The organism is Aquabacterium sp. (genome assembly GCF_035476535.1).
Taxonomy (GTDB): domain Bacteria; phylum Pseudomonadota; class Gammaproteobacteria; order Burkholderiales; family Burkholderiaceae_C; genus Pseudaquabacterium.
On record NZ_DATILJ010000004.1, the window covers coordinates 1 to 26,145 of the forward strand.

Below are 26,145 nucleotides of genomic sequence, written 5' to 3' on the forward strand. Positions count from 1 at the left end.
CTGCAGAAGTACGTGATCCAGAACGTCGCCCATGCCTATGGCAAGACGGCGACCTTCATGCCCAAGCCCATCGTTGGCGACAACGGCTCGGGCATGCACGTGCACCAGTCGGTCTGGAAGGACGGCAAGAACCTGTTCGCCGGTGACGGTTATGCCGGCCTGAGCGAATTCGCGCTGTTCTACATCGGCGGCATCATCAAGCACGCCCGTGCGCTGAACGCCATCACCAACCCGGGCACCAACTCGTACAAGCGCCTGGTGCCGGGCTACGAAGCGCCGGTGAAGCTGGCCTATTCGTCGAAGAACCGCTCGGCCTCGATCCGCATTCCGCACGTCGCCAACCCCAAGGGCCGCCGCGTCGAAGCGCGCTTCCCGGATCCGCTGATGAACCCGTACCTGGGCTTCTCGGCGATGCTGATGGCCGGCCTGGACGGCGTGGAAAACAAGATCCATCCGGGCGAAGCCGCCTCGAAGGACCTGTACCACCTGCCGCCGGAAGAAGACGCGAAGATCCCGACCGTCTGCCACAGCCTGGACCAGGCGCTGGACTACCTGGACAAGGACCGTGCGTTCCTGACCAAGGGCGGTGTCTTCACCGATGCCTACCTGGACGCCTACATCGACCTGAAGATGCAGGAAGTGACACGCTTCCGCATGGCGACCCATCCGGTCGAGTTCGACATGTACTACACGCTGTAATCCAGACGCCGCGTGCGGCATGGATGCAAAGGGCGGCGCAAGCCGCCCTTTTTGCTTGCTGCGCCACAATGCAACGGCGACTGGAGTGAACGTCATGATCCGCAGGTTTCTACTACTCAGCTCCTGCCTGGCCGCCACGGCGGCGCAGGCGCAAGTGCCGGCCTCGGCGCCGCCGCCCGTGGTCTCCGGCGGTTCGGCCACGGTGTACCGCTGCCCCGGCCCGCCGGTGCTGTACACCGACTCGATCTCGGCCAGCCAGGCACGTGACAAAGGCTGCCGCGCGATCGAGGGTGCGCCGATCACCGTGGTGCAGATGCCCAAGGCGCGCCCGGCGACCGGCAGTGCCGCGAAGCCCAGCGATGCCCGCGTCGACCCCAACGCCCAGCGTGAACGCGACAACGATGCCCGCGCCATCCTCGAGGCCGAACTGCGGCGCGAGGAAGACAAGCTGGCCGCGATGAAGCGCGAGTACAACAACGGCGAACCCGAGCGCCGCGGCGAAGAGCGCAATTACCAGACTTACCTGGACCGCGTCTCGTCGCTGAAGGCCAGCATCACGCGCAGCGAGAGCGATGTCGCGGCGATCAAGCGCGAGTTGGCCAAGTTGCAATGAGCGCCAGCCGCGCCGAAAACAGCCGCTTCGAAGCCCTGGACCTGCTGGCCACGATGGTGGCGGTGGTGCAGGGCGATGGCGCGCTGCTCTACGTCAACGCGATGTTCGAATCAGTGGCCGGGCTGTCGCGCCGCAGCCTGATGCGATCGAACCTGTTCGACTGGTTTGCCGACGGCGCCCAGCTGCGCGAAACGCTGACCGCGGTGATGCGCAACGAGATCGCCACCGGCCGCTTCGACGGCACGCTGCGTCGCGCGCCGCTGGCCGCCAACGAGTTGCTGCCGGTGCATGTCATCGTCACGCAGATCGAGCATGGCAGCGACCGCGTGCTGGTCGAAATGCTCGAGATCGAGCAGCAGACCAAGCAGGACCGCGAGGAGCGCGCCATTGGCCAGGTGCAGGCCAACAAGGAGCTGATCCGCAACCTGGCCCACGAGATCAAGAACCCGCTGGGCGGCATCCGCGGCGCGGCGCAGCTGCTGTCGATGGAGCTGAACTCGCGCGAACTCACCGAGTACACCAACGTCATCATCCACGAGGCCGACCGCCTGCAGGCGCTGGTCGACCGCCTGCTGGCGCCGCACCGCCGGCCGCATGTGGTGGTGGACGTCAACATCCATGAGGTCTGCGAGCGGGTGCGCTCGCTGGTGCTGGCCGAATACGCGCAGGGCCTGCAGGTGCTGCGCGACTACGACACCTCGATCCCCGATTTCCGCGGCGATCGCGAACAGCTGATCCAGGCGGTGCTGAACGTCGCGCAGAACGCCGCGCATGCGCTGGTCGAACGCATCGCCGCGGGGGACGCGCGGCTGGTCCTGCGCACGCGGGTGGCCCGCCAGGTGACCATCGGCAAGCAGCGCTTTCGACTGGCACTGGAATTGCATATCGAGGACAACGGACCGGGTGTTCCCGAGGAAATCCGCGATCGCATCTTCTACCCCTTGGTATCGGGGCGCGATGGTGGATCCGGCCTCGGGCTCACGCTGGCGCAGACCTATGTTCAGCAGCACTTGGGCATGATCGAATGCGACAGCGAGCCGGGCCGGACCATTTTCAGGATCGTGATTCCGCTGCCCTGATCTGATGAAGGTTATGGGTTAGCCAACGAGGACGACAGGCCGCCGCCGCATGAAACCCATCTGGATCGTAGACGACGACCAATCCATCCGATTTGTGCTCGAGAAGGCGCTGCAGCGTGAGCAGTTCGCCGTTCGCAGCTTCTCCAACCCACGCGACGTGCTGACCGCGATGGACGACGACGAGCCGCAAGTGCTGGTCAGCGACATCCGCATGCCCGGCGGTTCGGGCATCGAGTTGCTGAGCAAGGTCAAGGCACGCCACCCCGGCCTGCCGGTGATCATCATGACGGCGTACTCCGATCTGGACAGCGCCGTCTCGGCTTTCCAGGGCGGCGCCTTCGAGTACCTGCCCAAGCCCTTCGACCTGACCAAGGCGGTGGAACTGATCCGCCGCGCGGTGGAAGAAAGCCTGCGCGAGGAAGTGCGGGATTCGGCCTCCGCCGAAATGCCCGAGATGCTGGGCCAGGCGCCGGCAATGCAGGACGTCTTCCGCGCCATCGGGCGCCTGAGCCAGAGCAATGTCACGGTGCTGATCACCGGCGAATCGGGCTCGGGCAAGGAACTGGTGGCGCGCGCCCTGCACAAGCACAGCCCGCGCGGCGACCTGGGCCAGAACGGCCCGTTCATCGCCATCAACACCGCGGCGATCCCGAAAGACCTGCTGGAGAGTGAACTCTTCGGCCATGAGCGCGGCGCCTTCACCGGTGCGCAGACCATGCGCCGCGGCCGCTTCGAGCAGGCCGACGGCGGCACGCTGTTCCTCGACGAAATCGGCGACATGCCCTTCGACCTGCAGACGCGGCTGCTGCGTGTGCTGTCGGACGGCCAGTTCTACCGCGTCGGTGGGCACCAGCCGCTAAAGGCCAATGTACGCGTCATCGCAGCCACCCACCAGAACCTCGAGCAGCGTGTGCGCGAAGGGGCGTTCCGTGAGGATTTGTTCCACCGCCTGAACGTCATCCGCCTGCGCCTGCCGCCGCTGCGCGAGCGCCGCGAGGATGTGCCGTCGCTGACCCGCTTCTTCCTCGCCAAGAGCGCGAAGGAACTCGGTGTTGAGGCCAAGCGCATCACCGATGCCGCGGTCGAACGGTTGATGGCCTTCGACTTCCCGGGCAATGTGCGCCAGCTGGAAAACGTCTGCCATTGGCTGACGGTGATGGCGCCGGCGCAGGTGATCGAGCCCAAGGACCTGCCGCCCGAGCTGTTGACTGGCGAGGTGCCGCGGCAAGCCGTGCCGCTGCTGGCCGATGCCGGCGCGCCGGCGGCGGCGCCGCAGGGTCTGGCTCAGCCGGCGCCGCCGATGATCGCTGCCGCGCCTGCGGCGCCGCTGGTCGGCCAGGCCAGCGGCTGGCTGCTGGACCTGCAGCGCGAAGCGCGCCGGCTGCTCGAAGCCGGGGATCCGGAAGTCTGGGACACGCTGACGCGGCAGTTCGAAGCCCGGCTGATCCAGACGGCCCTGGAAATCACCCGTGGCCGCCGCATCGAGGCTGCGCACAAGCTGGGCATCGGCCGCAACACCATCACCCGCAAGATCCAGGAGTTGGATCTCGACGACTGAGCCCGGACGCTGCTGGCATGAACGACTGCGGCGCCCCTGGGCGCCGCAGTCTTGTGGGCCGGGCTGCTCCTGGCCGCCGGGCGCCGCGAACCGTCAGTGCCGCGACGGCGGATCGGCCCAGTCGCGGCTGTCCAGCGGCACGGAGCCGGTCCAGCTGCGCTCGACCTCGTCGAACTCCGACTGCGAAGCGTCCATCACCTCCAGCGCGGCGGGCGTGGTGCGGCGTGCCGACACCGACGCATCACGCGCCACGCTGCGCAGCGCAATCGCTTCGACCAGCCGCGTGCGCAGGGCGCGCAATGCATCGCGGGGCTGCTCGGCCTGCAGGCCTTCCAGTTGCTCCAGGCCACGCTGCAGCACCGCCACCGGGATGCGCACCAGCGCCCGCGAGCCCTTGCGGCCCAGTGCCCGCTCGATGTGAGCCAGGTGCGGCAGCACCTGCTTCATGCCAGGGTGCTGCTGGATCAAGGCGTGCAGCGAGCGATGGGCTTCCCGCAGGGCCTGGCCGCGGCTTTCGACAATCGGCGGCGAGGTGCTGGCCGGCACCAGCGTGATGCCGTCGTGACTGCCGAAGATCGTGGCGCGCAGCCAATTCAAGGGCCCGAATCCCCCTGATTTCTTGGGCGGGCGGCTCGGCGCCGGCACCATCGCGCGGCTGTACACCGCGTCGTCAAAGTAGCTGGATCGTGCATCCCTCATGGCTGACTGCTGCTCGCTTCTTGGGCTGGAACTGGGGGATCTTCGGACTTACCAAAGGTAGCTGAATATGCCACGTGAAATGCGTCACCGCCAGGGTTCTAACCCCTGACCGGACGGGTATTCGACGCCCTGGTCAAGGGGTGATCTCCACCAGCACCGGCGCATGGTCGCTGGGCCGCTCGTTCTTGCGCGGCAGCTTGTCGATACGGCAGGCCGTGGTGCCTGTCTTCAGCGCTTCGCTGACCAGGATGTGGTCGATGCGCAGCCCCTGGTTCTTGCGGAACGCCAGGTTGCGGTAGTCCCACCAGCTCCAGCTCTTGGGCGGCTGCTCGAACAGCCGGAAGGCGTCGCTGAGACCCAGGCCGAGCAGCGCGCGGAAATGCGCGCGTTCTTCGTCGGTGCACAGGATCTGGCCGGCCCAGGCCACCGGGTCGTGCACGTCGCGGTCTTCGGGCGCGATGTTGTAGTCGCCCATCAGCACCAGCCGCGGGTGGGCGGTCAGCTCGGCCCGCAGCCAGCCGCGCAAGGCCTCGAGCCAGCGCATCTTGTAGGCGAACTTGTCGGTGCCCGGCGCCTGGCCGTTCGGGATGTAGGCGCCGACCACCCGCAGGCCGGCCACGCTGCCGGCGATCACGCGGGCCTGCTCGTCGTCGAAGCCTGGGATGTTCTTCACCACCGCGTCCGCGGGCTGGCGCGACAGCAGCGCCACGCCGTTGTAAGTCTTCTGGCCATGCCAGCTGCAGTGCCAGCCGGCCTCGGCCAGTTCGGCCTGCGGGAACTTGTCGTCGGTGAGCTTGGTTTCCTGCAGCACGATCACATCGGGCTGTTCGGCGGCCAGCCAGGCCAGCAGCTGCGGCAGGCGCACCGCGAGGGAGTTGACGTTCCAGGTGGCGAGCTTCATCGGGGCCTCGGGGGACAAGATCTTGATCGCCGAACCGGCGCGTGCCGGTGATTGTCAGGCCTGCAGCGCAAGGGTCAGACGGCTTTCCCCTGCCGGCCTCAGGCGCGGACAGGAACCTCCGCCGCCGGCCGGGTCGCAGCCGGTTCCGCTTCGGTGATCGGCCCGCTGCCGCTCCAGCGGTCCAGCGCCAGGTAGATCACCGGCGTGATGTACAGCGTGACGGCCTGCGAGACGATCAGCCCGCCCACCACCGCCAGGCCCAGCGGCTGGCGCAACTCGGCGCCGGCGCCAACACCCAAAGCGATCGGCAAGGCGCCCATCAGCGCGGCCAGCGTCGTCATCATGATCGGCCGCAGGCGCAGCAGGCAGGCCTGGCGGATGGCTTCCTCCGGCGGCAGGCCCTGGTGGCGCTGCGCATCGAGCGCGAAGTCGATCATCATGATCGCGTTCTTCTTGACGATGCCGATCAGCATCAGGATGCCGATGGTGGCGATCAGTGTCAGGTCCATCCTGAACAGCGTCAGCGTCAGCAGCGCACCGACGGCCGCCGAGGGCAGGCCGGCCAGGATGGTCAGCGGGTGGATGTAGCTCTCGTAGAGCACGCCCAGCAGCAGGTAGATCACCAGCACCGCGACGACCAGCAGGATGGCCTGGCCGCCCTGCGAATCCTGGAACACCGCTGCATCGCCGCCGTAGCTGGTGACGATGGTGGCCGGCATCTTCAGCTCGCGCACATAGGCTTCGAGGTTCTTCGTCGCGTCGCCCAGCGCGACCTCGGGCGCCAGGTTGAACGACAAGGTGATGGCCTGCAACTGGCCCTGGTGGTTCACGGCCGTCGGCCCGATGGTGCGCGAGACGGTGGCGAACGCCGACAGCGGCACCATCGCGCCACTCTTTCCGCGCAGGTACAGGCGGCTGAACGCGTCCTCGAACTGGCGGTCGCCTTCGGCGGCTTCCATGATCACCTGGAAGCTGTTGCTGGGGTTGTAGATCGTCGAGACCTGACGTTCGCCGAAAGCGCTGTACAGCGTGTTGCGCAGGTCGGCCATCGAGACGCCGAGCAGGTTGGCGCGGTCGCGGTCCACCGCCAGCGTGGCCTGCAGGCCGCGTTGCTGCGAATCGCTGGTGACATCGCGGAACAGCACATCGCCGCGCATCTTCTCGGCCAGCCGCGTGGCCCATTCGTTCAGCGCATCGGCGCTGACGCTCTGCAGCGTGTACTGGTAGCGGCTCTTGCTGGAACGCCCGCCCAGCTGCAGGTTCTGCACCGGCCGCATGTACACCGCGATGCCGGGCACCCCACGCACCTGCTTGCGCAAGTTGTCCACCACCTGGGTCATCGGCGGGCGTTCGCCACGCGCCTTTAACGTGATAAAGGCGCGGCCTGTGTTCTGCGTGGATGTGTTGAAGCCGCCGCCGCCCACGGCGGTGCCCACCGCGGCCACCGCCGGGTCGTTGCGGAAGATGTCGGCCACGCGGTTGTTCAGCGTCTGCATCGCCTCGAAGGAGATGTCTTCGGCGGCCTCGGTGGTGACCTGGATCTGGCCGATGTCCTCTTCGGGGAAGAAGCCCTTGGGGATGGTGACGAACAGCACGCCGGTGAGCACGAAGCTGCCGATGGCCACCGCGCCGACCACCCAGCGGTGCGCCAGCGCCCAGTCCAGCGTGCGCGCATAGCCGTTCTGCAGGCTGCTGAAGCCGCGTTCGAAGATCCGGCCCAAAGCCGATTCGTCCTTGGCTTCATGGTGGCGCAGGAAGCGGCTGGCCAGCATCGGCACCAGGGTCAGCGAGACCAGCGCCGAGACCAGGATGGCCAGGCCGACGACGACGGCGAACTCGTGGAACAGCAGGCCGATCACGCCCGGCATGAAGAAGATCGGGATCAGCACCGCGACCAGCGAGATCGAGATCGACATGATCGTGAAGGCCATCTCGCGCGCACCCTTCAGCGCGGCCTGGAACGGCGCCATGCCGTCCTCGATGTGGCGCACGATGTTCTCGAGCATCACGATCGCGTCATCGACCACCAGGCCCACCGCCAGCGTGATGCCCAACAGCGAGATGTTGTCCAGGCTGTAGCCCAGCGGGTACAGCAGCGAGATGGCGCCGATCAGCGACACCGGCAGCGACAGCGCCGGGATCAGCGTCGCCGCCACGCGGCGCAGGAACAGGAAGATCACCAGCACCACCAGCACCACGGTGCCGGCCAGCGTCAGGTTGACGTCGTGCAGCGCCTCGCGGATCGACTTCGAGCGGTCGTTGAACGGGATGATCGTCACCGAGGCCGGCAGCTGCGATTCGAAGCGCGGCAGCGTGGCCTTCACGCGGTCGACCACCTTCACGGTGTTGGCATCGGGCTGGCGCTGCACCGCCAGCGTGATGTTCGGTTCGCCGGCAAAGGTGGAGGCGTTCTTCACTGTCTCGAAGCTGTCCTGCACATCGGCCACGTCGCGCAGGCGCACGGCCGAAGAGCCGTCCTTGTCGGCGCGAGTCGCAACGATGATGTTGCCGAATTCACGCGCGCTGGTGAGCTGGCGATTGGCCTGGATGGTCAGCGTCTGGCGCGGGCCTTCGAGCACGCCGACCGGCGTGTTCGGGTTGGCCGCTGCGATGGCGGCGCGCAACTCGTCGAAGGTGATGTTGCGCTCGGCCAGCGCCTGCGGGCGCACGCGCACCCGCACCGCGTAGCGCTTCTGGCCGAAGATCGAGACCTGGGCCACGCCGTCGATGGTCGACAGCGTCGGCGAGATCAGGTTCTCGGCATAGTCGTTCAGCTCCGCCAGGCCGATCGACGGCGACTGCAGCGCGATCAGCAGCACCGGCGCGTCGGCCGGGTTGACCTTGCGGTAGGACGGCGGGCTGGTCATCTCGGTGGGCAGCGTGCGCTGCGCGCGGAAGAGCGCGGCCTGCACGTCCACGGCCGCCGCATCGATGTCGCGCGAGGGCTCGAACTCCAGGGTCACCGAGCTGGCGCCCAGCGTGTTGGTCGAGCTGATGGTGGCCAGGCCGGCGATCGTCGAGAACTGTTTCTCCAGGGGCAGCGCCACCGAGCTGGCCATGGTCTCGGGCGACGCGCCCGGCAACACTGCGCTGACCTGGATCACCGGCGTGTTGTAGCGCGGCAGCGCGGCGATCGGGATGTCCTTCAGCGCCACGATGCCGGCCAGCACGATGGCGATGTTGAGCAGCACCGTCATCACCGGACGGCGGATGAAGAGGTCGGTGAAGCTCATGCGAAACAGGCCTGATGCGAAGCGGCAGGGTTGGAGGCCGTCATGAGGCTTCCTTCACCGGCATCGGGGCGGCAGCACCCGCGGGGCCGGAGGCGTTGGGGGACGAGCTTGCGGATGCCGCGCCGGCGCCCGCCGCTGCGCCACCCCCGCGCTGCGGCGGCGTGTACGGTGTTTCCTTCACCGGCGAGCCGGGCCGCAGGTTCTGTTTGCCTTCGACCACCACCTTCTCGCCGGCCTGCACACCGTCGACGACGATCAAGTCGCCGGCCGGCAGCCGCGGCTGAACGCTGCGCATCTCCACCGTGCCGTCGGCCTTCACGATGTACAGCGAGCGCTCGTTGCCGCGGATGATCAGCGCCACCTGCGGCACCACGATCGCGCCGGCCAGCACGCGCGTGGTCATGCGGGCGTTGACGTACTGGCCCGGCCACAGGGCCTGCGTGGCATTGCCCACTGTCGCTTTCACGCGGATGCTGCCGGTGGTGGTGTCCACCGCGTTGTCGACGAAGACCACCTTGCCCTGCAATGCGTCGCCGGCGGCCTGGCGGCCGCGTTCGGGGCTGGGGATGCTGATGGCCACGCTGGCCGCGGTGTCGTTGCTGGGTTTCGCGGCCGTGTTGCCGCCCTTGTCGCCCTTGTCCCCCGTCGCGCGCAACAGCGCCGCGAGCTGGGCCTCGGGCACGCTGAACTGCACGCCGATCGGGTCGATCTGGCTGATGTTCAGCAGCATCGTGCCGGCCGGCTGGACCAGCGAGCCCGGCTTCACGTTGACCGAGCCGACACGTCCGTTCAAGGGCGCTTGCAGGCTGGTGAAGCTTAAGGCCACCTCGGCCGAGCGCACCGCGGCGGCATCGGCGGCCACCGCGGCGCGCTGCGCCTCCAGGTTGGCCAGCACGGTATCGGCGGCGCTTTGCGCGATGAAGTTCTGAGCGCGCAGTTCCTGGGCGCGTTTCCATTGCCGGTCCAGGTCGGCCAGCGAGGCCTTGTCGCGCAGAAGCTGCGCGCGGGCGCGTTCGAGGTTGGCGCGGTCGGCGCGGTCGTCCAGCTTGAACAGGGTCTGGCCGCGCTTGACGAACTGCCCTTCGCGCACCAGCACCTCGGCGATCACGCCGCTGATCTGCGGCCGCAGATCCACCGACTCCAGCGCGACCACGGTGCCGGCGGCTTCGACGGTGACCGGCACGTCGCGCTGTTGCGCGGTGAACACGCTGACGACCTGCTGTGCCCGCGCCGCCGAGGCGCCGGAGGCCGAGGCACTGTCACCAGCCGGTGCGGCCGACTTGTTGCATCCGGCCAGGCCGGCAGCAAGCCCCAGCGATACCAGCAGGGCCCCAACGGCGGATCGTTTGTTGTTCATGGCAGGCTTCGGCGACGCAAAACCTGATCAATCTAGCAGAGCCGGCTCCTGGGCGTGTTGCCGTTGCGTTGCTGTGCTGCCCCCGGGGCGCGGGGGCCGGCGGCGCAGACACTCAGATGTGCAGCGCAGCCAGCACACCGAGCGTGATGCCGACACCGGCCACGCCGAACATGCCCCATTCCAGCCACTTGCGCCGCGTCAGCAGCGCCATCGCGGCCAGCGCGATGGAGATCTGCAGCCCGGTGGTCGCCTGCGCCCAGCGGTGGTGCTGGTGCATCTGGGCATCGGATTTCTGGTCGAAATCGGTGGACGCCTTCTCGAGCTTCTCGGCCTCGAGCTTGATCTCGGCCTTTTCCTTCTTGTAGCGCTCGATCTCCTGCTGGTAGAGCGGCTTCCTGTCATCGGCCACCAGCACCAAGGCCAGTTCGGCCAGGTTCTGCTTGCTGCTCTTGGCCTGGTAGTAGTTCCATTGGTTCGACGCTTCGGTCTTGCGGATCGCCGCGTCGTTCTTGAACAGGCTGGCATTGGCCTGCGTCGCGCCGCCCATGTAGGAGAACAAGGCGCCGATGGTCGCGAGGATGGCCGTCATCACCGCGATGGTGCCGGCGAAGCGGTCCTTGTCGCCATGCTGGGCGGCGTGTTCGAGTTCGTGGTCGTGCGGGCCGTGGACGTGGAAGCCGTGTCCGGACATGGAAGTCTCCGAGAGGGGGTGTGCAAAAGGGGTGAGGTTTCAGCGCCGACTGTGAGAAGTCAGGCGCGCATAGGGCAATGAAGCGCTGACGCCGGGCAGGCCGCGTGGTGTGCCGGCCAAGCGCAGCGCAGCTTGTACTGCGTTGTCGACGGCCGGGCCGATCGTCGAGCCGGCCTCGCGCCGCATCGACACACCGACCGCCAGGATGTCGATCACCAGCAGGTGCAGGATGCGGCTGATCATCGGCAGCTGCGTCGCGGCGTCTTCGGGGTGATCGACGATCAGCGCGATGTCGGCCTTCTTGGCCAGCGGCGATTGGCTGCCGGTGATGGCCACCACCTGGGCGCCGCGGGCACGGGCGATGTCGGTGACTTGCAGCAACTCGTCGATGCGGCCGCTGCTGCTGATGATCACCACCACGTCGCCCGGCCGCAGCACGCCGGCGGCCAGCAGCTGCAGGGGCGCGTCGGTGCAGGCCTGGCAGGAGAGGCCAAAGCGCAGGAACTTGAACTGCGCATCCATCGCCGCCGGGCCGTCGTGGCCGACGGCGTGGAACTGGATGCGCTCGGCGACGTTCAGCCACTCGATCGTGCGATCGATGGTGTCGCGGTTGAGTTGGTCGCGCAACTGCAGGATCGCCGACGCGGTGTTGTCCAGCACCTTGCTGCCGAGCTCGACCATCGAATCTTCACCGGTCACCTGCGCGTGCGTCACCGGCACCGTGCCGGTGAGGCCTGAGGCCAGGCGCAGCTTGAAGTCCGACAGCCCTTCGCAGCCCAGTGAGCGGCAGAAACGGATCACCGTCGGCTGGCTGACGCCTGCCGCCTTGGCGATGTCGGCGATCGGATCGTTCAGCGCCGAGCGCGGGTGCGCCAGCACTTGGTCGGCGACGCGGCGTTCGGCCGGCGAGAGGCTGTCCAGCCCGCGCTGGATCTGCGACAGCAGGGCCGGCGCGGGCGCGGTCTCCCGAGCGCGCAGCTGCGCCTGCAGGATCGCCGAGGCGCCGGTGAGGGTGGCATGGCCTGCGGTGATCACGTAGGTGGGGATGTGGCGCAGGTAGTGGCTGAAGCGGCCCTTGTCCTCGAAGCGCGCGCGGAAGGACGAGCGGTCGAAGTACGCCCCCAGCCGCGGCACGATGCCGCCGCCGATGTAGACGCCGCCCAACGCGCCGAGCGACACCGCCAGGTTCGACGCAGCGGTGCCCAGCAGCGCGCAGAACACTTCGATGGCTTCGGCGCACAGCGCGTCGCTGCCTTCCAACCCGCGCCGCGTGATCTCGGGTGCCGACAGGACTGGCGCATCGGGCGCGCCGGCATGCTCGGCCAAGGCGCGGTGGATCAACTCCAGCCCGGCGCCGGACAGCAGTCGCTCGAAGGACACATGCGGGAACTGCCGCCAGGCATGGCGCAGGATCGCGACCTCACGCTCGTCGTGCGGCGCGAAGCTGCTGTGGCCGCCTTCGGTGCCGAGCGCCACCCAGCCGGGGTCTACCGGGATCAGGCCCGAGACGCCCAGGCCCGAACCGGCGCCGAGCACGCCCACCACGCTGCCTTCGCGGGCCTGGCCGCCGCCGACCTGGCGCTTGTCCTGCGCCGCGAGCCGCGGCACGGCCATGGCCAGCGCGGTGAAATCGTTCACCACCACCAGCGTCTGCAGCTGCAGGCGCTCGCGCATCTGCTCGATCGAGAACTGCCACGGGGAGTTGGTCATGCGCACCTGGTCGCCTTCCACCGGGTTGGCGATGGCGATGGCGGCATGCAAGGGCCGCGGGCCGCTCAGCGTTTGCAGGTAGGCCGTGACGGCGGCCTGGAGGTCGACGTGCTCGGCGCAAGGCAGCGACGCGGCTTGCTCGAAACGGCCCGGCGCCTGCTCCAGCGCAAAGCGCGCGTAGGTGCCGCCGATGTCGGCGATCAGGCGGGGACTGTCGAAAGAGTTCATCGGCGGCGCGGTGCGGGCGGCGGTATTGTGGCCGAGGCTCGGCTGCCCTCCACAGGCCGGGTCGCGTTGGCGAGATCAAGGAGTGTTTCGTGGGAAAATAGTAACTTCACTACATGCGCCAGGTTGGAGGCGAAGACTGAAAGTACCATTGGTGATATATGGAAATGCGCTGCCAGGATGGGTGTGCTGATTGTCTTCCTCTTGATAGTGATCTGTAGTTTTGCTACCTTTCGGGCCCTGGCAGGGCGAAGGGTGATGACGGTGTCGACGATCAAGCAGGGCAAAGTGAATCCGGCGGCGGCAGGGCGGCCGGACGCTCCATCGACGAGTGGCAGGCCCTGGCTGGTGGCGGACATCGGCGGCACCAACGCCCGGTTTGGCTGGGTGGATGGCGATAGCGGGCAGGTGCAGCATGTGCGCAAGTTGCCGACTGCCGATCACGCGCAGCCGGCCGATGCGGTGCGGGCCTACCTGCAGGGGCTGACGCAGGCCCTGGGTTCCGCGTACCGCCCGCCGGCTCGCGCGGCGTTTGCCGTGGCCACCGCAGTGGCCGGCGACGAGGTGGCCTTCACCAACAGCCATTGGCGCTTCTCGCGAAGCGCGCTGCAGGCCGAACTGGGCTTGCAGGCGCTGCTGGTGCTGAACGACTTCGAGGCGCTGGCCTTGTCGCTGCCGCGCCTGGGGCCGGCGCAGTTGCGTGCACATGGCGCGATGCCGCAACCGAGCGGCACGCTGGCCGTCATCGGGCCCGGCACCGGCCTCGGCGTCGGCGGGGTCACGCAGACCCGCCTGGGCTGGGTGGCGCTGCCGGGTGAGGGCGGGCATGTCACGCTGGCCGCGAGCGATGACTTCGAAGCGGCGCTGCTGCAACAGGCCCGGCGAGAGTTCCCGCATGTGTCCGCCGAGCGCTTGCTCTCAGGCATCGGCCTGCCGATGCTGCACCGCGCTGTGGCCGCGGTGATGGCGGTGCCCGCCGCGGCGCTGACGGCGGAAGCCATCGTCGAGCGTGGTCTGTCCGGCAGTGATGCGGTGTGTGTTCGCATGCTCGACGCCTTCTGTGCCCTGCTCGGCAGCTTTGCCGGCAACGTGGCGCTGACGCTGGGCGCGCGTGGCGGTGTCTACATCGGCGGCGGCATCGTGCCGCGGCTGGGCGAGTTTTTCTTTCGCTCGCGCTTCCGCGAATGCTTCGAAGCCAAGGGCCGCTTCCGCGAGTACCTGCAAGGTATTCCGACGGCCTTGATCACCGACACGCTGGCTGCCCTGAGTGGCGCGGCGCTGGCGATCGAGCAGCTCGATGGCTGAGATCTGACAGCGGAGGGGCGCCGATCAGGCCAGCAAGTAATGGTCGGCCAGCAGCGCCGCGAACAGGCCGAACAGGTAGGCGATGGAAAAGCGGAAGGCCGGCATTGCCTGGCCGCTGTCGCGCAGCAGGGCGTGCGCCTGCTGCAGGTAGCCGGCACCCAGCAGCAGCGCGCCGGCCAGGTAGATCCAGCCCGACATGCCGATCAGCCAGGGCAGCACGGTGATGGCCACCAGCACCACCGTGTACTGCAGGATGCGGCGCTGCGTGAAAGCCACGCCGTGCGTCACCGGCAACATCGGAACATCCGCCTTGGCGTAGTCCTCGCGACGGTGGATGGCCAGCGCCCAGAAATGCGGCGGCGTCCAGACCAGGATGATCAGGAACAGCAGCCATGCGCCGGGATCGACCTGGCCGGTCACCGCCACCCAGCCCAGCAAGGGTGGCGCCGCGCCCGCGGCACCGCCAATCACGATGTTCTGCGGTGTGCTGTGCTTGAGCAGCACGCTGTAGATCCCCGCATAGCCGACCAGCGAGGCCAGCGTCAGCAGCGCGCACAAGGGATTGGTGAACCACCACAGCACGGCCACGCCGGCCATTGCCAGCGCGGCGGCGAACAGCAGCACCTGCAGCCCGCCGAGCACGCCGCGCGGCAGCGGCCGGGCACGGGTGCGGGCCATCAGCGCGTCGATGCGGCGGTCGACCAGGTGGTTCAGCGCCGCGGCGCCGCCGGCCACCAAGCCGACGCCCAGCGTGCCAAACAGCAGCACGGACCACGGCGGCGCAGTGGGCGTGGCCAGCAGCATGCCGACCAGCACCGTGAACATCATCAACGCCACCACGCGCGGTTTGGTCAGCTGCGCGTAAAGGCGCCAGCGCCCACGTGCCGGGGGGCCGATGGCCGCAAGCGTGGCGCTGCGCTCCATGGGGCGGTCAACGGAAGAACAGCACGCGGGCCAGGTGCGTGTGCCCGCCCTCCGACAGCATCAGCCCCACGAGCACCAGCAAGGCCAGCGGCGGCACCAGGATGGCATAGATCAGTGCCAGGCGTTCCCAGGCCAGGTGCATGAACACCGCGACGATGAGGCCGGCCTTCAGCATCATGAACACCAGGATCAGCCCCCAGCGCAGCAGGCCCTGGAAGTGGAAGTAGTCCACCAGGTAGGACAGCGTGCTCAGCACGAAGAGCAGCGCCCAGATCTTCAGGTACAGGCCGATCGGGTGTTGCTGGTGGCCGGCCTGCGGCGTGGTGCCGGCGGTGCCGGTGGTCTCGGCGATCATGGTCGTCATGGCGAATAGGCCCCTTTTCACCAGAGGTAGAACAGCGCGAAGATGAAGACCCAGACCAGATCGACGAAGTGCCAGTACAGGCCGACGATCTCGACGATTTGGTAGTTGCCGCTGCGGTCGTAGTCACCGCGCGCCAGCTTGCGGGCGTACAGCAGCAACAGGATCACGCCACCGGTGACGTGCAGGCCGTGGAAGCCGGTGATCATGAAGAAGGCGGAGCCGAACTGCGCCGCGCCCATCGGGTTGCCCCAGGGCCGCACGCCTTCGGAGATCAGCTTGCTCCACTCGAAGGCCTGCATGCCGACGAAAGAGGCGCCGAAGATCGCGGTGAGCACCATCAACCGCGCCGCCTGGCGCTTGTTGGCGCTGTAGGCGCAGTTCACGGCCATCGCCATCGTGCCGCTGCTGCTGATCAGGATGAAGGTCATGATCGCGATCAGCAGCAAGGGCACGTTGGTGCCGCCCACGTGCAGCGCGAACACTTCGCTGGGGTTGGGCCAGGGCACCGTGGTCGAGGTCCGCACCGTCATGTAGCCGGTGAGGAAGGAGCCGAAGATGAAGGTGTCGCTGAGCAGGAAGATCCACATCATCGCCTTGCCCCACGGCACGTGGAAGGCATGGCGGTCCGACGACCAGTCGGCGACCAGGCCACGCAGGCCGGGCGACGCGGTGTTGCTGGCGTCGGTGGATGCAGGAACTGGCACGGCGCTCATCGGGCCTCCTTCAGGTCGTACCGCAGATGTAGCGCACGAACTCGGGCGTCAACCAGCCCAGTGTCACGAACAGCAGCACCCACACGGCCAGCAGGAAATGCCAGTAGCGGGCGCATAGCGTGATGCGCTGGGCGGTGTCCTCGTCAAGCGTTGGATCGGGTTCGCGAGCGGCACCGTCGGGCAAGGTCTGTGCGCCCCGCATCGTCGTCGTCCAGGCCACCAGGCCACCGAGCACGTGCAGCCCATGCAAGGCCGTCAGCACGTAGAAGAAGCTGGCCGCCGGGTTGCTGGCCAGCACCACGCGTGCCGCCTGCAGCGACGACCAGGCCCACAGCTGAACGGCCACGAAGGCCATGGCACAGCCGCCGCCCGCCAGCAGCAGCAGGTTCAGCTGCTGGCCGCGGCCGTGCCGCGCGGCAACGCTGGCGCTGTGCATCAGCAGGCTGCCGGCCACCAGCCAGCCGGTGCTCAGCCACAGCTGCCAGGGCAGGGTGATGGGCGACCAGTCGCCGGCCGTCATGCGCATGGCGTAGGCGGTGATGAACAGCGCGAACAAGGTGCTGGCCACGCCCATGAAGACCCACAGGCCGATGTCGCCCGCACGCGGCCGCTGGCTGTGCGCCTGCGCCGGCAAGTGAAGCAGGCTGGTGTTCATGAGGGCCGCGCCTTTTGTGAGTCATGCGGCTCGGGCTCCTGCCCGCCCGCTTCGAACGGCGCGTTCTGCGGGATGAAGTCCTGTGGCGCGCCCGGCACGCTGTAGGCATAGGCCCAGCGGTGCACCACCGGCAGCTCGGGGCCCCAGTTGTTGTGCACCGGCGGCGTCTGCGGCGTGAACCATTCCAGCGACGCGGCACGCCAGGGGTTCGGGTCGGCCGGGCGGCCGCGGAAGTAGCTCCACACCAGGTTGAACACGAACACCAGCTGCATCGCGCCGACGATCAGCGCGACCACGGTGATGAAGACATTCAGCTGGTGCGCCGAGGCCGGGATGAACTGGTAGTCGGTGTAGTTGTGGTAGCGCCTGGGCATGCCCAGCACGCCGAGGTAGTGCATCGGGAAATAGATCAGGTAGGTGCCGATGAAGGTGGTCCAGAAGTGCAGGTGGCCAAGCCGGTCGTCGAGCATGCGGCCGCTGATCTTCGGGTACCAGTGGTAGATGGCGCCGAACACCACCAGCAGCGGCGCCACGCCCATCACCATGTGGAAGTGCGCGACGACGAAGTAGGTGCCGGACAGCGGGATGTCGACGCTGACATTGCCGAGGAACAGCCCGGTGAGCCCACCGGACAGGAAGGTCAGGATGAAGGCCAGCGTGAACAGCATCGGCACCGACAGGTGGATGTCGCCGCGCCATAACGTGAGCACCCAGTTGTAGACCTTGATGGCGGTGGGCACCGCGATGATCAGCGTGCTGGTGGCGAAGAAGAAGCCGAACCACGGGTTCATGCCGCTGACGAACATGTGGTGGGCCCAGACCACGAAGCTCAGCGCGCCGATGATGACGATGGCCCAGACCATCATGCGGTAGCCGAAGATGGCCTTGCGGGCATGCACGCTGATCAGGTCCGAGACGATGCCGAAGGCCGGCAGCGCGACGATGTAGACCTCCGGGTGGCCGAAGAACCAGAACAGGTGCTGGAACAGCAGCGGGCTGCCGCCGCGGTAGTTGGTGACCTGGCCCATCGAGACGATGGCCGGCATGAAGAAGCTGGTGCCCAGCGTCTTGTCCAGCAGCATCATCACGCCGCTGACGAACAGCGCCGGAAAGGCCAGCAGCGCCAGGATCGTCGCGACGAAAATACCCCACACGGTGAGCGGCATGCGCAGCAGCGTCATGCCCTGGCAGCGCGCTTGCAGCACGGTGGTGACGTAGTTCAGGCCACCCATCGTCGTCGCGACGATGAAGATCACCAGCGAGACCAGCATCAGGATGATGCCCCAGTCGTGCCCCGGCGTGCCGGGCAACACCGCCGCGGGCGGGTACAGCGTCCAGCCGGCACCGGTGGGGCCGCCGGGCACAAAGAAGCTGGCCAGCAGCACGATCACCGACAGCAGGTAGACCCAGAAGCTCAGCATGTTCATGTACGGGAACACCATGTCCCGCGCGCCGACCATCAGCGGAATCATGTAGTTGCCGAAGCCGCCGAGGAACAGCGCGGTGAGCAGGTAGATCACCATGATCATCCCGTGCATCGTCACGAACTGGTAGTAGCGCTCCGGCGTGATGAACTCGAACACGCCGGGAAACCCGATCTGCAGCCGCATCAGGTTCGACAGCGCCAGGCCGACCAGCCCCACCAGGATCGCGACGCTGCCATATTGCACCGCGATGACCTTGTGGTCCTGGCTCCAGACGTAGCGGGTCCAGAAGCTCTGCGGCCCGTGATCGGCGTCAGCATGTTCGGCAGTGGCGACGTAGGACATGCGGCTCCTTCAGGGGTTCGCCTGCGACTTGATGTGGGCCACCAGCGCGTCGAGTTCCTCGTCGCTGAGGTCGATCTTGGGCATCACCGGCGGGAAGCCCTTGATGCTGCGCGCCGTCGGGTTGCGGATGAAATCGCGCACGAAGGCTTCGTCCACCTTCGCGGTGCTGCCGTCGTCCAGGCTCTCGGTCTTGCCGAACAGGCCCTTCCAGGTCGGGCCGACGCCGGCGCTGCCATCCACCGTGTGGCAGGCCACGCAGCCCTTGGACTGGGCCAGCGCCTTGCCGCGGCTGGCCAGCGTCTGGCCACCGGCCGCGGGCGGCGGCGCGAGCGTGGCCGCAAAGCTGGGCTGCTGCTTCAGCCAGGCCTGGTACTCGGCTGCGCTTTCCACCACCACGAAGCCGCGCATTGCCGGGTGGCCGACACCGCAGAGCTGCGCGCACATCGCTTCGTAGCGGCCCGGCTTGGTGGGCGTGAACCAGAAGCTGCTCATCTGTCCCGGCACGATGTTCATGCGTGCGCGGAACTGCGGCACGAAGAAGTCGTGCAGCACATCGTGCGAACGCATCAGCACCTTCACCGGCTTGCCCAGCGGCAGGTGCAACTCATTGCTGGTGACCAGGATGTCGTCCTGGCCGGCCGGGTCGGCCGGGTCGATCGCGAACGGGTTGTTGCCGGCGAAGAAGCGCGAATCGCTGCCGCCGAGCTTGCCGCCCTCACCCGGAAAGCGGAAGCGCCATTGCCATTGCTGGCCCAGCACCTCGACCACCATGGCGTCGGCGGGCGGTTGCACGTAGTCGGCATACACCACCAGCCCGGGGGCCAGCAGCGCGACGATGCCCACCGTCGTCACGCCGATCAGCCAGCGTTCGAGCTTGCGGTTCTCCGGCTGGTAGGCGGCACGCTGGCCGCTGCCGCTGCGGTGCCGGAAGCGCCACAGCGCATAGACGACGAACAGGTTCAGCGCGACGAAGAAGATGCCGGTGATCACGATGGTGATCGTCAGCGTGTCGTCCATGGCCTTCCAGTTCGAGGCCAGCGGGGTCAGCCACCACGGCGCAAAGAGGTGGAACACCACCGAGCCGATGACGATCACCAGCAATGTGATGGCGATGAGCATGTCGCAGCCTCCCTTGTGATCGTGTTGTATGGACGCTCAATTCATGCGCTAGGATCCCTCCGATGGTGCCAGCTTCCAGTACAGCAGCGCCGCCACGACGCCGAAGGCCAGGTGGGCCATCAGCGTGCCCCAGCCGCGCAACTCGGCGAACCAGGGAAAGAACATCGTCAAGACATGGAAGTTGACCAGGTACAGCGCGACGCCGAACACCGCGCCCAGGATCTGCACCATGCCGATGCTGGTGTCGTAGTGGAAACCGGCCACGATGAAGGCCAGCACCACGCCGAACACAATGCCCAGCACATAGTGCGTGGCCAGCGCCGTCGCCACCACCGGCAGGCTGAATCCGAAGGCGCCGGACTTCAGGATGTCCGGACCCAGCACCAGCGCAGCCACCAGATGCGGAATGCGCCAGGGGCCATGAGCGCTCATCGAGGCGGCCCAGGTCAACTCCAGCACCATCAGCACCGCACCGGCGGCAAATCCCGCGACGGCGGCTGTCTGCCAATGCGGCAGCCGCCGCTCCCACCGATGCGGGTGATGAAGTTCGAGTTCCATGACGCCTCCTTTCAGAGGGGCCGGGCCGCCTGCGCGGCGGCTGCCGGCTCAGGGGAACGCTGGGATGTTGGGCTCCACGCCTTCGAGCCGCGCTTCCGGGTGCAGGGTCTGCAGCCGTTCTTCGATTTCATCGACGCGCGAACGGGGCACGTCGACCATCAGCAGCAACTGACCTTGTTCGATGGCCGCGGAGAAGCGCTTCAGGCGCTGGCTGGGCACCGAGACCCCGATCATGCTGGCCGACCACGCGCCGAAGCCGGAGCCCAGCACCGCCAGCACGGCGGCAATGCCCCAGTTCGGGCTGTCGCCGACGATCGGGAACACGACCGCACAACCCACGCCGATCAGCGCACCTGCCGAGCCGCCGACGACGATGCCCATTTCGGCAGCGCGAATCGCGTCGGAGGTTTGCAGGATGTTGGCGGCATGCAGGCCACTCATGTCGGCGTCTTCGCGGCCGACGAAGTGGATGTGCCGCTCGGAGACTCGCGCGAGGAGGAGGTCATCCATCGTGCGCTTGGCGCTGGCCAAGTCTGGCAACAGCCAATAAATGCGTTTGCGCATGCCGCTCTCCTTCCACTGCCAAACGAAAGCAACGTCGAGGCAATGTCGTTTCTACACCTGTTCGTGCAGCAGGGCAATCCTCGTCTGTGCGGGGGGATTCAGCGGGCCAGCAAGTGCGAGCCCAGCGATTCGGCCACTTCGATGCCATCCACCGCGGCCGACATGATGCCGCCGGCATAACCCGCACCTTCACCGGCCGGGTAGAGTCCGGCCACGTTGAGGCTCTGGTGATTCTTGCCCCGCGTGATGCGCAATGGCGACGAGGTGCGCGTCTCGACGCCGGTGAGCACCGCATCGGGCATTGCGAAGCCCTTGATCTGCCGCTCGAAGGCGGGCAGGGCTTCGCGGATGGCGGCCAGCGCGTAGTCCGGCAGGCTGCCCTGGCCTGGCTGCGCCAGGTCGGTCGGCAGCACGCCGGGCTTGTACGAAGGCAACACGCTGTCAAAACTCTTACTTGGCCGCTTGGTCAGGAAATCGCCGACACGCTGGCCTGGCGCTGCATAGCTCTGGCCGCCGAGTTCGTAGGCGCGGGATTCCCAAAGGCGCTGGAAGGCCAGGCCGTCGAGCGGATTGACCGGCCCACTCCCGCCCGGGTCCTGCCGATAGTCCTGCGGCGAGATGCCGACGACGATGCCGGCATTCGCATTGCGCTCGTTGCGCGAATATTGGCTCATGCCGTTGGTGACGACACGGCCAATTTCCGACGTGGCTGCCACCACCGTGCCGCCCGGGCACATGCAGAAGCTGTAGACCGAGCGGCCGTTGCTGGCGTGGTGCACCAGCTTGTAATCGGCCGCGCCGAGGATAGGGTTGCCTGCATTCGGGCCGAAGCGGGCACGGTCGATCAGGCCTTGCGGATGCTCGATGCGAAAGCCGATCGAGAAGGGCTTGGCTTCCATGTACACGCCGCGTTCGTGCAGCATCGCGAAGGTGTCACGCGCGCTGTGGCCGAGGGCCAGCACGATGTGGTCGGTGGCGATCTGCTCGCCCGAGGCCAGCGTGACGCCGCGGATCTGTCGAGTCGCGGGGCCCCCGCCCCGCGACGGGCCGCCTTCGATGTGCAGGTCCGTCACGCGCTGCTGGAAGCGGACTTCGCCGCCCAAGGCCTCGATGTCGGCGCGCATCTTCTCGACCATGCTGACCAGCCGGAAAGTGCCGATGTGCGGCTTGGCGACGAAGAGGATTTCTTCCGGCGCGCCGGCCTTCACGAATTCCTGCAACACCTTGCGCGTCAGATGCCGCGGGTCGCTGATCTGGCTCCACAGCTTGCCGTCGGAAAAGGTGCCGGCGCCGCCTTCACCGAACTGCACGTTCGATTCGGGGTCCAGCACGCTCTGGCGCCACAGGCCCCAGGTGTCCTTGGTGCGCTGGCGCACCTCCTTGCCGCGTTCCAGCACGATCGGCCGCAGGCCCATCTGCGCCAGGATCAGCGCGGCAAAGATGCCGCAGGGCCCGAAACCGATGACCAGCGGCCGGCGGTGGCCGGGGTGGTCGAAGAAGCCGGGCCCGGCGTGGCCGACGAAGTGGTAGCGCGTGACCGGTGTCGGCCGCAGATGGGCGTCACCGGCGTGGCGGGCCAGCAGCGCGGCTTCGGTGGTGTCGTCGGCCAGCTGGCAATCGATGGTGTAGATCAACACCATCGCGGTCTTCTTGCGCGCGTCGTAGCTGCGCTTGAAGACCGTGAACGAACTCAGCTGCTCATCTGTGATGCCCAGGCGGGACACGATCGCCGGCCGCAGGGCGGCCTCGGCGTGGTCCAGGGGCAATCGCAGTTCGGTGATGCGCAGCATGGGGATCGGCTCGCACACCGGGCGGAGCCCGGTTTCGACATGCCGGGGCGGAGCCCGGTTTCAATGCGGCACCGGCGGTGCCGCAGCGGGATCAGCCGCTTCAGCCGCCCTTGCTGGGCCGCTTGCCCGGGTTCTTCTTGCTGCGCGTGTGGGCGCCGCGTTCCAGGCTGACCTTCTGGCCCTTGCCGGCCGTGAAGGTAACGCCGCCAGGCGCTGCGGGACGGGGCGTGGCCTTGCGGTCGGCTTCGGTGCGAATCTTGTTGGCCATGGTCGGCTCCAGGGGGTGGGCGGGTAAAGCCCTCGATTATGGCCGATAAGCTGAGCTCACTGCACGCGCTTGTAGGCGCTGTAGTCGCCGGGTGGCTTGATTTCGGGCTTCAGCACCCGGTAACCGTGGGCCGGCAGCGTGACCTGCAGCAGCGAGGCCGTCATCGGCAGCGGTGGCTGCGGGTCGCCGAAGGCATCGACCATCTGCGTCGTGTTCATCAGCTTGGAATTGGCCACCAGCACGGTCTCGGTCACTGGCACGGCACCGGGGTTGGTCAGCACCAGCACGGTGTCCTGCACCCGGTCGGTGTAGCGCTCGAAGGCCAGCAGGCGCGTGCTGGTGAGGCTGCGGAAGTTGCCGATGCGCAACGCGCGGTGGGCTCGGCGCAGGCCGATCAGATGTTGCGTCCACTGCAGCGTGCGGTTGTCGTCGCGCAGCAGGTCCCAGCGCATGGCTGCGCGCATCTCGGGGTCGTCACCGCCGGCCATGCCGAGTTCGCTGCCGTAGTACAGGTTCGGCGAACCTGGCAGCGTGAACTGCAGCAGTTGCGCCAGGCGGCGCTGGCGTTCGTCGGGCAGCGTGGTGGCGATGCGCGCGGTGTCGTGGTTGTCCAGCATCAGCCAGGACTTCAGCATCGGCTCGATGCCGGCGTCGTCGATCACGCGCTGGATCATCGCCATCGCGGTGCTGGGTTCGATGCGGCCCGAAGCGGTGCGCAGGATGATCTCGCGCAGCGTGAAGTTCATGACGCCGTCGACCGCCGGGAACCATTCCTTCGGGTAGTTGGCGATCTCGCCGACCACCAGCGAGCCGGGCTTCTGCTGGTGCGCGGCGCGGGTCAGCTCCTCCAGGTACCGGAAGCCGATGTCCACCGCGACATCGAGGCGCCAGCCGTCGACACCGTCGCGCAGGTAGCTGCGCACGACAGAGTCCGGGCGGCCGTACACGAACTCGCGCACCTGCGGGTTCTCGAGGTTCAGCTCGGGCAGGTTCTCGGCCAGCCACCAGACGCGGGCGCCGCCTGGGTACTGTGGACCGATGTCGAACCAGTCGCGGTACGGGCTCCGTGGGTCTGCGCACGCCTGCTGGAAGATCGGCGCGTTGCGGCCCATGTGGTTGAACACGCCGTCGAGCACCAGCTTCATGCCGCGGCGGTGCAGGTCATCGGCCAGAGTCTTCACATCGCCACGCGTGCCGAACTCCGGCGAGACCTGGTGATAGTCCAGCGCGTCGTACTTGTGGTTGGTCCAGGCCAGGTGAATCGGGTTCAGGTACAGCACATCGGCGCCGAGCTGCTGCACATGGTCGAGCTTGCCGGTCAGGCTTTGCAGGTCACCGCCCCAGAAGTCGATCTCGTGGCTCCACAGTTTCGCGTCGGGCAGATGGCTGCCGCGCCGGGGCAGCTCGGCCCAGGCACGCAACGCCTTGGGCGCGGGGTACAGGGCCAGCTTCTCGGCCAGCCGCGCCGACGGCGCAAATCGATCGACCAGCACCTGGTAGACGACGGCGCCGTTGCGCCAGTCGCGTTCACGCGCGTCGAACACGCCGCGCAGTGCGGTGTCATGGGCATTGCCCTCCGGGCCGGTGGCGTTGGCGTTGGCGTTGGCGTTGGCGTTGGCGTTGGACATGATCGGGGTCATGATCAGGGCGGCGACAAGGGCGACACCAACGAATCTTCGTCCCTGGCCCCCACCCGGCGTCAAGCCCGACACGATCCCCGGGCGCGGCTCTTGCTGGCACTGTGGTGCAGAAAACGCACAGGCGGATGGCGTCGGCTCCCATCGACCGTACCATCGACCCCAACCGGCGCCCAGGCCCACCAGGAGACGGAGTTTCCCTTCGCATGCTGCCCGACGACGATGTACTGGCGCTGATCTCCGCGCGTCACCCCGACCCCTTCGCGGTGCTGGGCCAGCATGCCGATGCGCAGGGCCGGCTGTGGCTGCGCGTGATGCTGCCCGGCGCCACGCAGGTGATGGTGCACGACACCGCCAGCGGCGCTTCGGTCGCGCTGCTCGCGCCGCGCCATGCCAACGGGCTGTTCGAAGGGGCGCTGCCACCGGGCATGAAACGCTTCGACTACCGCCTGCAGGTGCGCTGGGCCGGCGGCGGCGAAGGGCGTTATGCCGACGCCTACAGCTTCGGCCCGCTGATCGGCGATGCCGACCTGCATTTCCTGGGCGAAGGCAGCCACCTGCGGCCCTTCGAGGTGCTGGGCGCGCACCCGATGACGGTGGGCGAGGGCGTGTACGCAGTGGACGGTGTGCGCTTCGCGCTGTGGGCGCCGAACGCGCGGCGCATCAGCGTGGTCGGCGATTTCAATGCCTGGGACGGCCGCCGCCACCCGATGCGTTCACGCGGCGGCGCCGGCATCTGGGAGCTCTTCGTGCCGCATGCGGCGGTGGGCGACCGCTACAAGTTCGAGATCGTCGACGCGCACGGCACCGTGTTGCCGCTCAAATGCGACCCGTATGCCCGCGCCGCGCAGCTGCGGCCGGAAACCGCCAGCACCGTCACCCCGCTGCCGCCGCGCCGCGCGCTGCCGGCAAGCCGCGCCGCGGCCAATGCGCGCCAGGCGCCGATGGCGATCTACGAGGTGCACCCGGGCTCCTGGCGCCGCCACCCGGATGGCCGTTTCCACAGCTGGGACGAACTGGCCGCTGCGTTGCCGAGTTATGCCGCGGAGCAAGGCTTCACGCACATCGAGCTGCTGCCGGTCACTGAACATCCCTTCGACGGCTCCTGGGGCTACCAGACCCTGGGCCTGTACGCACCGACCAGCCGCTTCGGCCCGCCCGAGGGCTTCACGCGCTTCGTCGAGGCCTGCCATGCCCAAGGCGTGGGCCTGCTGCTCGACTGGGTGCCGGCGCACTTCCCGAGCGACGCGCATGGCCTGGCGCAGTTCGACGGCAGCGCCTTGTTCGAATACGCCGATCCCCGCGAAGGCTTCCACCGCGACTGGAACACGCTGATCTACAACTTCGGCCGCCACGAGGTGAAGAACTTCCTGGTCGGCAACGCGCTGTTCTGGGTCGAGCAGTACGGCATCGACGGGCTGCGCGTCGACGCGGTGGCCTCGATGCTCTACCGCGACTACAGCCGGCCCGAGGGCGAATGGGTGCCCAACCGCGAAGGCGGGCGCGAGAACTACGAAGCCATCGCCTTCCTGCGCGAGGTGCACGAGGTGCTGCAGCGCGAAGCGCCGCAGGCCACAACCATCGCCGAAGAATCCACCGCCTTCCCGCGCGTGACCGGCGCCGTGGCCGAGGGCGGCCTGGGCTTCGACCACAAATGGAACATGGGCTGGATGCACGACACCCTGGCCTATTTTTCGATGGACCCGGTGCACCG

22 protein-coding genes and 1 pseudogene are annotated in these 26,145 nt (G+C 67.7%); 6 read left to right on the plus strand and 17 right to left on the minus strand.

What is annotated here, in order from left to right:
• The 4 genes and pseudogenes from glnA to ntrC all read left to right on the plus strand — a co-directional run.
• A pseudogene (glnA, locus tag VLK61_RS00070) lies at positions 1 to 699 on the plus strand (glutamine synthetase); the annotation flags it as partial.
• Between the two features lie 94 nt (positions 700 to 793).
• On the plus strand, positions 794 to 1,312 hold the full coding sequence (locus VLK61_RS00075) for a hypothetical protein (protein WP_325417029.1): 519 nt from the start codon (positions 794 to 796) through the stop codon (positions 1,310 to 1,312).
• Positions 1,309 to 2,391 (plus strand): nitrogen regulation protein NR(II), encoded by a 1,083-nt coding sequence (glnL, locus tag VLK61_RS00080; RefSeq protein WP_325417031.1) that lies wholly within the window; start codon positions 1,309 to 1,311, stop codon positions 2,389 to 2,391. Before VLK61_RS00075 ends, glnL begins: the two co-directional genes overlap by 4 nt.
• Positions 2,392 to 2,440: 49 nt before the next feature.
• Positions 2,441 to 3,949 (plus strand): nitrogen regulation protein NR(I), encoded by a 1,509-nt coding sequence (ntrC, locus tag VLK61_RS00085; RefSeq protein WP_325417033.1) that lies wholly within the window; start codon positions 2,441 to 2,443, stop codon positions 3,947 to 3,949.
• A gap of 93 nt (positions 3,950 to 4,042) precedes the next feature.
• Here ntrC and VLK61_RS00090 read toward each other — a convergent pair whose 3' ends face one another.
• The 6 genes from VLK61_RS00090 to VLK61_RS00115 form a co-directional block, all read right to left on the minus strand.
• Positions 4,043 to 4,648, minus strand: coding sequence for a hypothetical protein (locus VLK61_RS00090; RefSeq protein ID WP_325417034.1), 606 nt, complete (start codon positions 4,646 to 4,648; stop codon positions 4,043 to 4,045).
• Positions 4,649 to 4,781: 133 nt separating this feature from the next.
• A complete protein-coding gene (gene xth / locus VLK61_RS00095; RefSeq protein WP_325417036.1) occupies positions 4,782 to 5,549 on the minus strand; it encodes an exodeoxyribonuclease III in 768 nt (255 codons plus the stop codon).
• Positions 5,550 to 5,647: 98 nt separating this feature from the next.
• The gene (locus VLK61_RS00100) at positions 5,648 to 8,782 is read right to left on the minus strand and encodes an efflux RND transporter permease subunit (RefSeq protein ID WP_325417038.1); all 3,135 of its coding nucleotides are present in this window, start codon (positions 8,780 to 8,782) and stop codon (positions 5,648 to 5,650) included.
• A gap of 40 nt (positions 8,783 to 8,822) precedes the next feature.
• Positions 8,823 to 10,139: an efflux RND transporter periplasmic adaptor subunit gene (locus tag VLK61_RS00105; protein WP_325417040.1), complete on the minus strand. Its 1,317-nt coding sequence runs from the start codon at positions 10,137 to 10,139 to the stop codon at positions 8,823 to 8,825.
• Between the two features lie 112 nt (positions 10,140 to 10,251).
• Positions 10,252 to 10,830, minus strand: a complete 579-nt coding sequence (locus tag VLK61_RS00110) for a DUF4337 domain-containing protein (protein WP_325417042.1) — start codon at positions 10,828 to 10,830, stop codon at positions 10,252 to 10,254.
• A gap of 39 nt (positions 10,831 to 10,869) precedes the next feature.
• Positions 10,870 to 12,768, minus strand: a complete 1,899-nt coding sequence (locus VLK61_RS00115; protein ID WP_325417044.1) for a glucokinase — start codon at positions 12,766 to 12,768, stop codon at positions 10,870 to 10,872.
• Between the two features lie 261 nt (positions 12,769 to 13,029).
• Between VLK61_RS00115 and glk the strand changes: the two genes are divergently transcribed.
• Positions 13,030 to 14,070, plus strand: coding sequence for a glucokinase (gene glk, locus VLK61_RS00120; RefSeq protein WP_325417046.1), 1,041 nt, complete (start codon positions 13,030 to 13,032; stop codon positions 14,068 to 14,070).
• Between the two features lie 24 nt (positions 14,071 to 14,094).
• Here glk and cyoE read toward each other — a convergent pair whose 3' ends face one another.
• The 11 genes from cyoE to VLK61_RS00175 form a co-directional block, all read right to left on the minus strand.
• On the minus strand, positions 14,095 to 14,994 hold the full coding sequence (gene cyoE / locus VLK61_RS00125) for a heme o synthase (RefSeq protein WP_325417049.1): 900 nt from the start codon (positions 14,992 to 14,994) through the stop codon (positions 14,095 to 14,097).
• A 7-nt stretch (positions 14,995 to 15,001) separates the two neighbouring features.
• On the minus strand, positions 15,002 to 15,358 hold the full coding sequence (locus VLK61_RS00130) for a cytochrome C oxidase subunit IV family protein (RefSeq protein ID WP_325417051.1): 357 nt from the start codon (positions 15,356 to 15,358) through the stop codon (positions 15,002 to 15,004).
• A gap of 17 nt (positions 15,359 to 15,375) precedes the next feature.
• On the minus strand, positions 15,376 to 16,071 hold the full coding sequence (locus VLK61_RS00135) for a heme-copper oxidase subunit III family protein (protein ID WP_325417053.1): 696 nt from the start codon (positions 16,069 to 16,071) through the stop codon (positions 15,376 to 15,378).
• Positions 16,072 to 16,081: 10 nt separating this feature from the next.
• The gene (locus VLK61_RS00140; protein WP_325417055.1) at positions 16,082 to 16,726 is read right to left on the minus strand and encodes a bb3-type cytochrome oxidase subunit III; all 645 of its coding nucleotides are present in this window, start codon (positions 16,724 to 16,726) and stop codon (positions 16,082 to 16,084) included.
• Positions 16,723 to 18,495 carry a cytochrome c oxidase subunit I gene (locus tag VLK61_RS00145; protein ID WP_325417057.1) on the minus strand — a complete coding sequence of 591 codons (1,773 nt, stop codon included), beginning with the start codon at positions 18,493 to 18,495 and terminating at the stop codon, positions 16,723 to 16,725. Before VLK61_RS00145 ends, VLK61_RS00140 begins: the two co-directional genes overlap by 4 nt.
• Positions 18,496 to 18,504: 9 nt before the next feature.
• Positions 18,505 to 19,614, minus strand: coding sequence for a cytochrome c oxidase subunit II (locus tag VLK61_RS00150; RefSeq protein ID WP_325417059.1), 1,110 nt, complete (start codon positions 19,612 to 19,614; stop codon positions 18,505 to 18,507).
• A 48-nt stretch (positions 19,615 to 19,662) separates the two neighbouring features.
• Positions 19,663 to 20,172, minus strand: a complete 510-nt coding sequence (locus VLK61_RS00155) for a hypothetical protein (RefSeq protein WP_325417062.1) — start codon at positions 20,170 to 20,172, stop codon at positions 19,663 to 19,665.
• 48 nt (positions 20,173 to 20,220) lie between these two features.
• A complete protein-coding gene (locus VLK61_RS00160) occupies positions 20,221 to 20,736 on the minus strand; it encodes a DUF1269 domain-containing protein (protein WP_325417064.1) in 516 nt (171 codons plus the stop codon).
• A gap of 98 nt (positions 20,737 to 20,834) precedes the next feature.
• Positions 20,835 to 22,526, minus strand: coding sequence for an NAD(P)/FAD-dependent oxidoreductase (locus VLK61_RS00165; RefSeq protein WP_325417066.1), 1,692 nt, complete (start codon positions 22,524 to 22,526; stop codon positions 20,835 to 20,837).
• Between the two features lie 100 nt (positions 22,527 to 22,626).
• Positions 22,627 to 22,794, minus strand: coding sequence for a hypothetical protein (locus VLK61_RS00170; RefSeq protein ID WP_325417068.1), 168 nt, complete (start codon positions 22,792 to 22,794; stop codon positions 22,627 to 22,629).
• 56 nt (positions 22,795 to 22,850) lie between these two features.
• Entirely contained in the window at positions 22,851 to 24,434 is a 1,584-nt protein-coding gene (locus VLK61_RS00175) for a glycoside hydrolase family 13 protein (RefSeq protein ID WP_325417070.1), read from the minus strand.
• A gap of 203 nt (positions 24,435 to 24,637) precedes the next feature.
• Between VLK61_RS00175 and glgB the strand changes: the two genes are divergently transcribed.
• Positions 24,638 to 26,145 (plus strand): 1,4-alpha-glucan branching enzyme (gene glgB / locus VLK61_RS00180; RefSeq protein WP_325417072.1); only part of this gene is annotated, 1,508 nt, incomplete at its 3' end.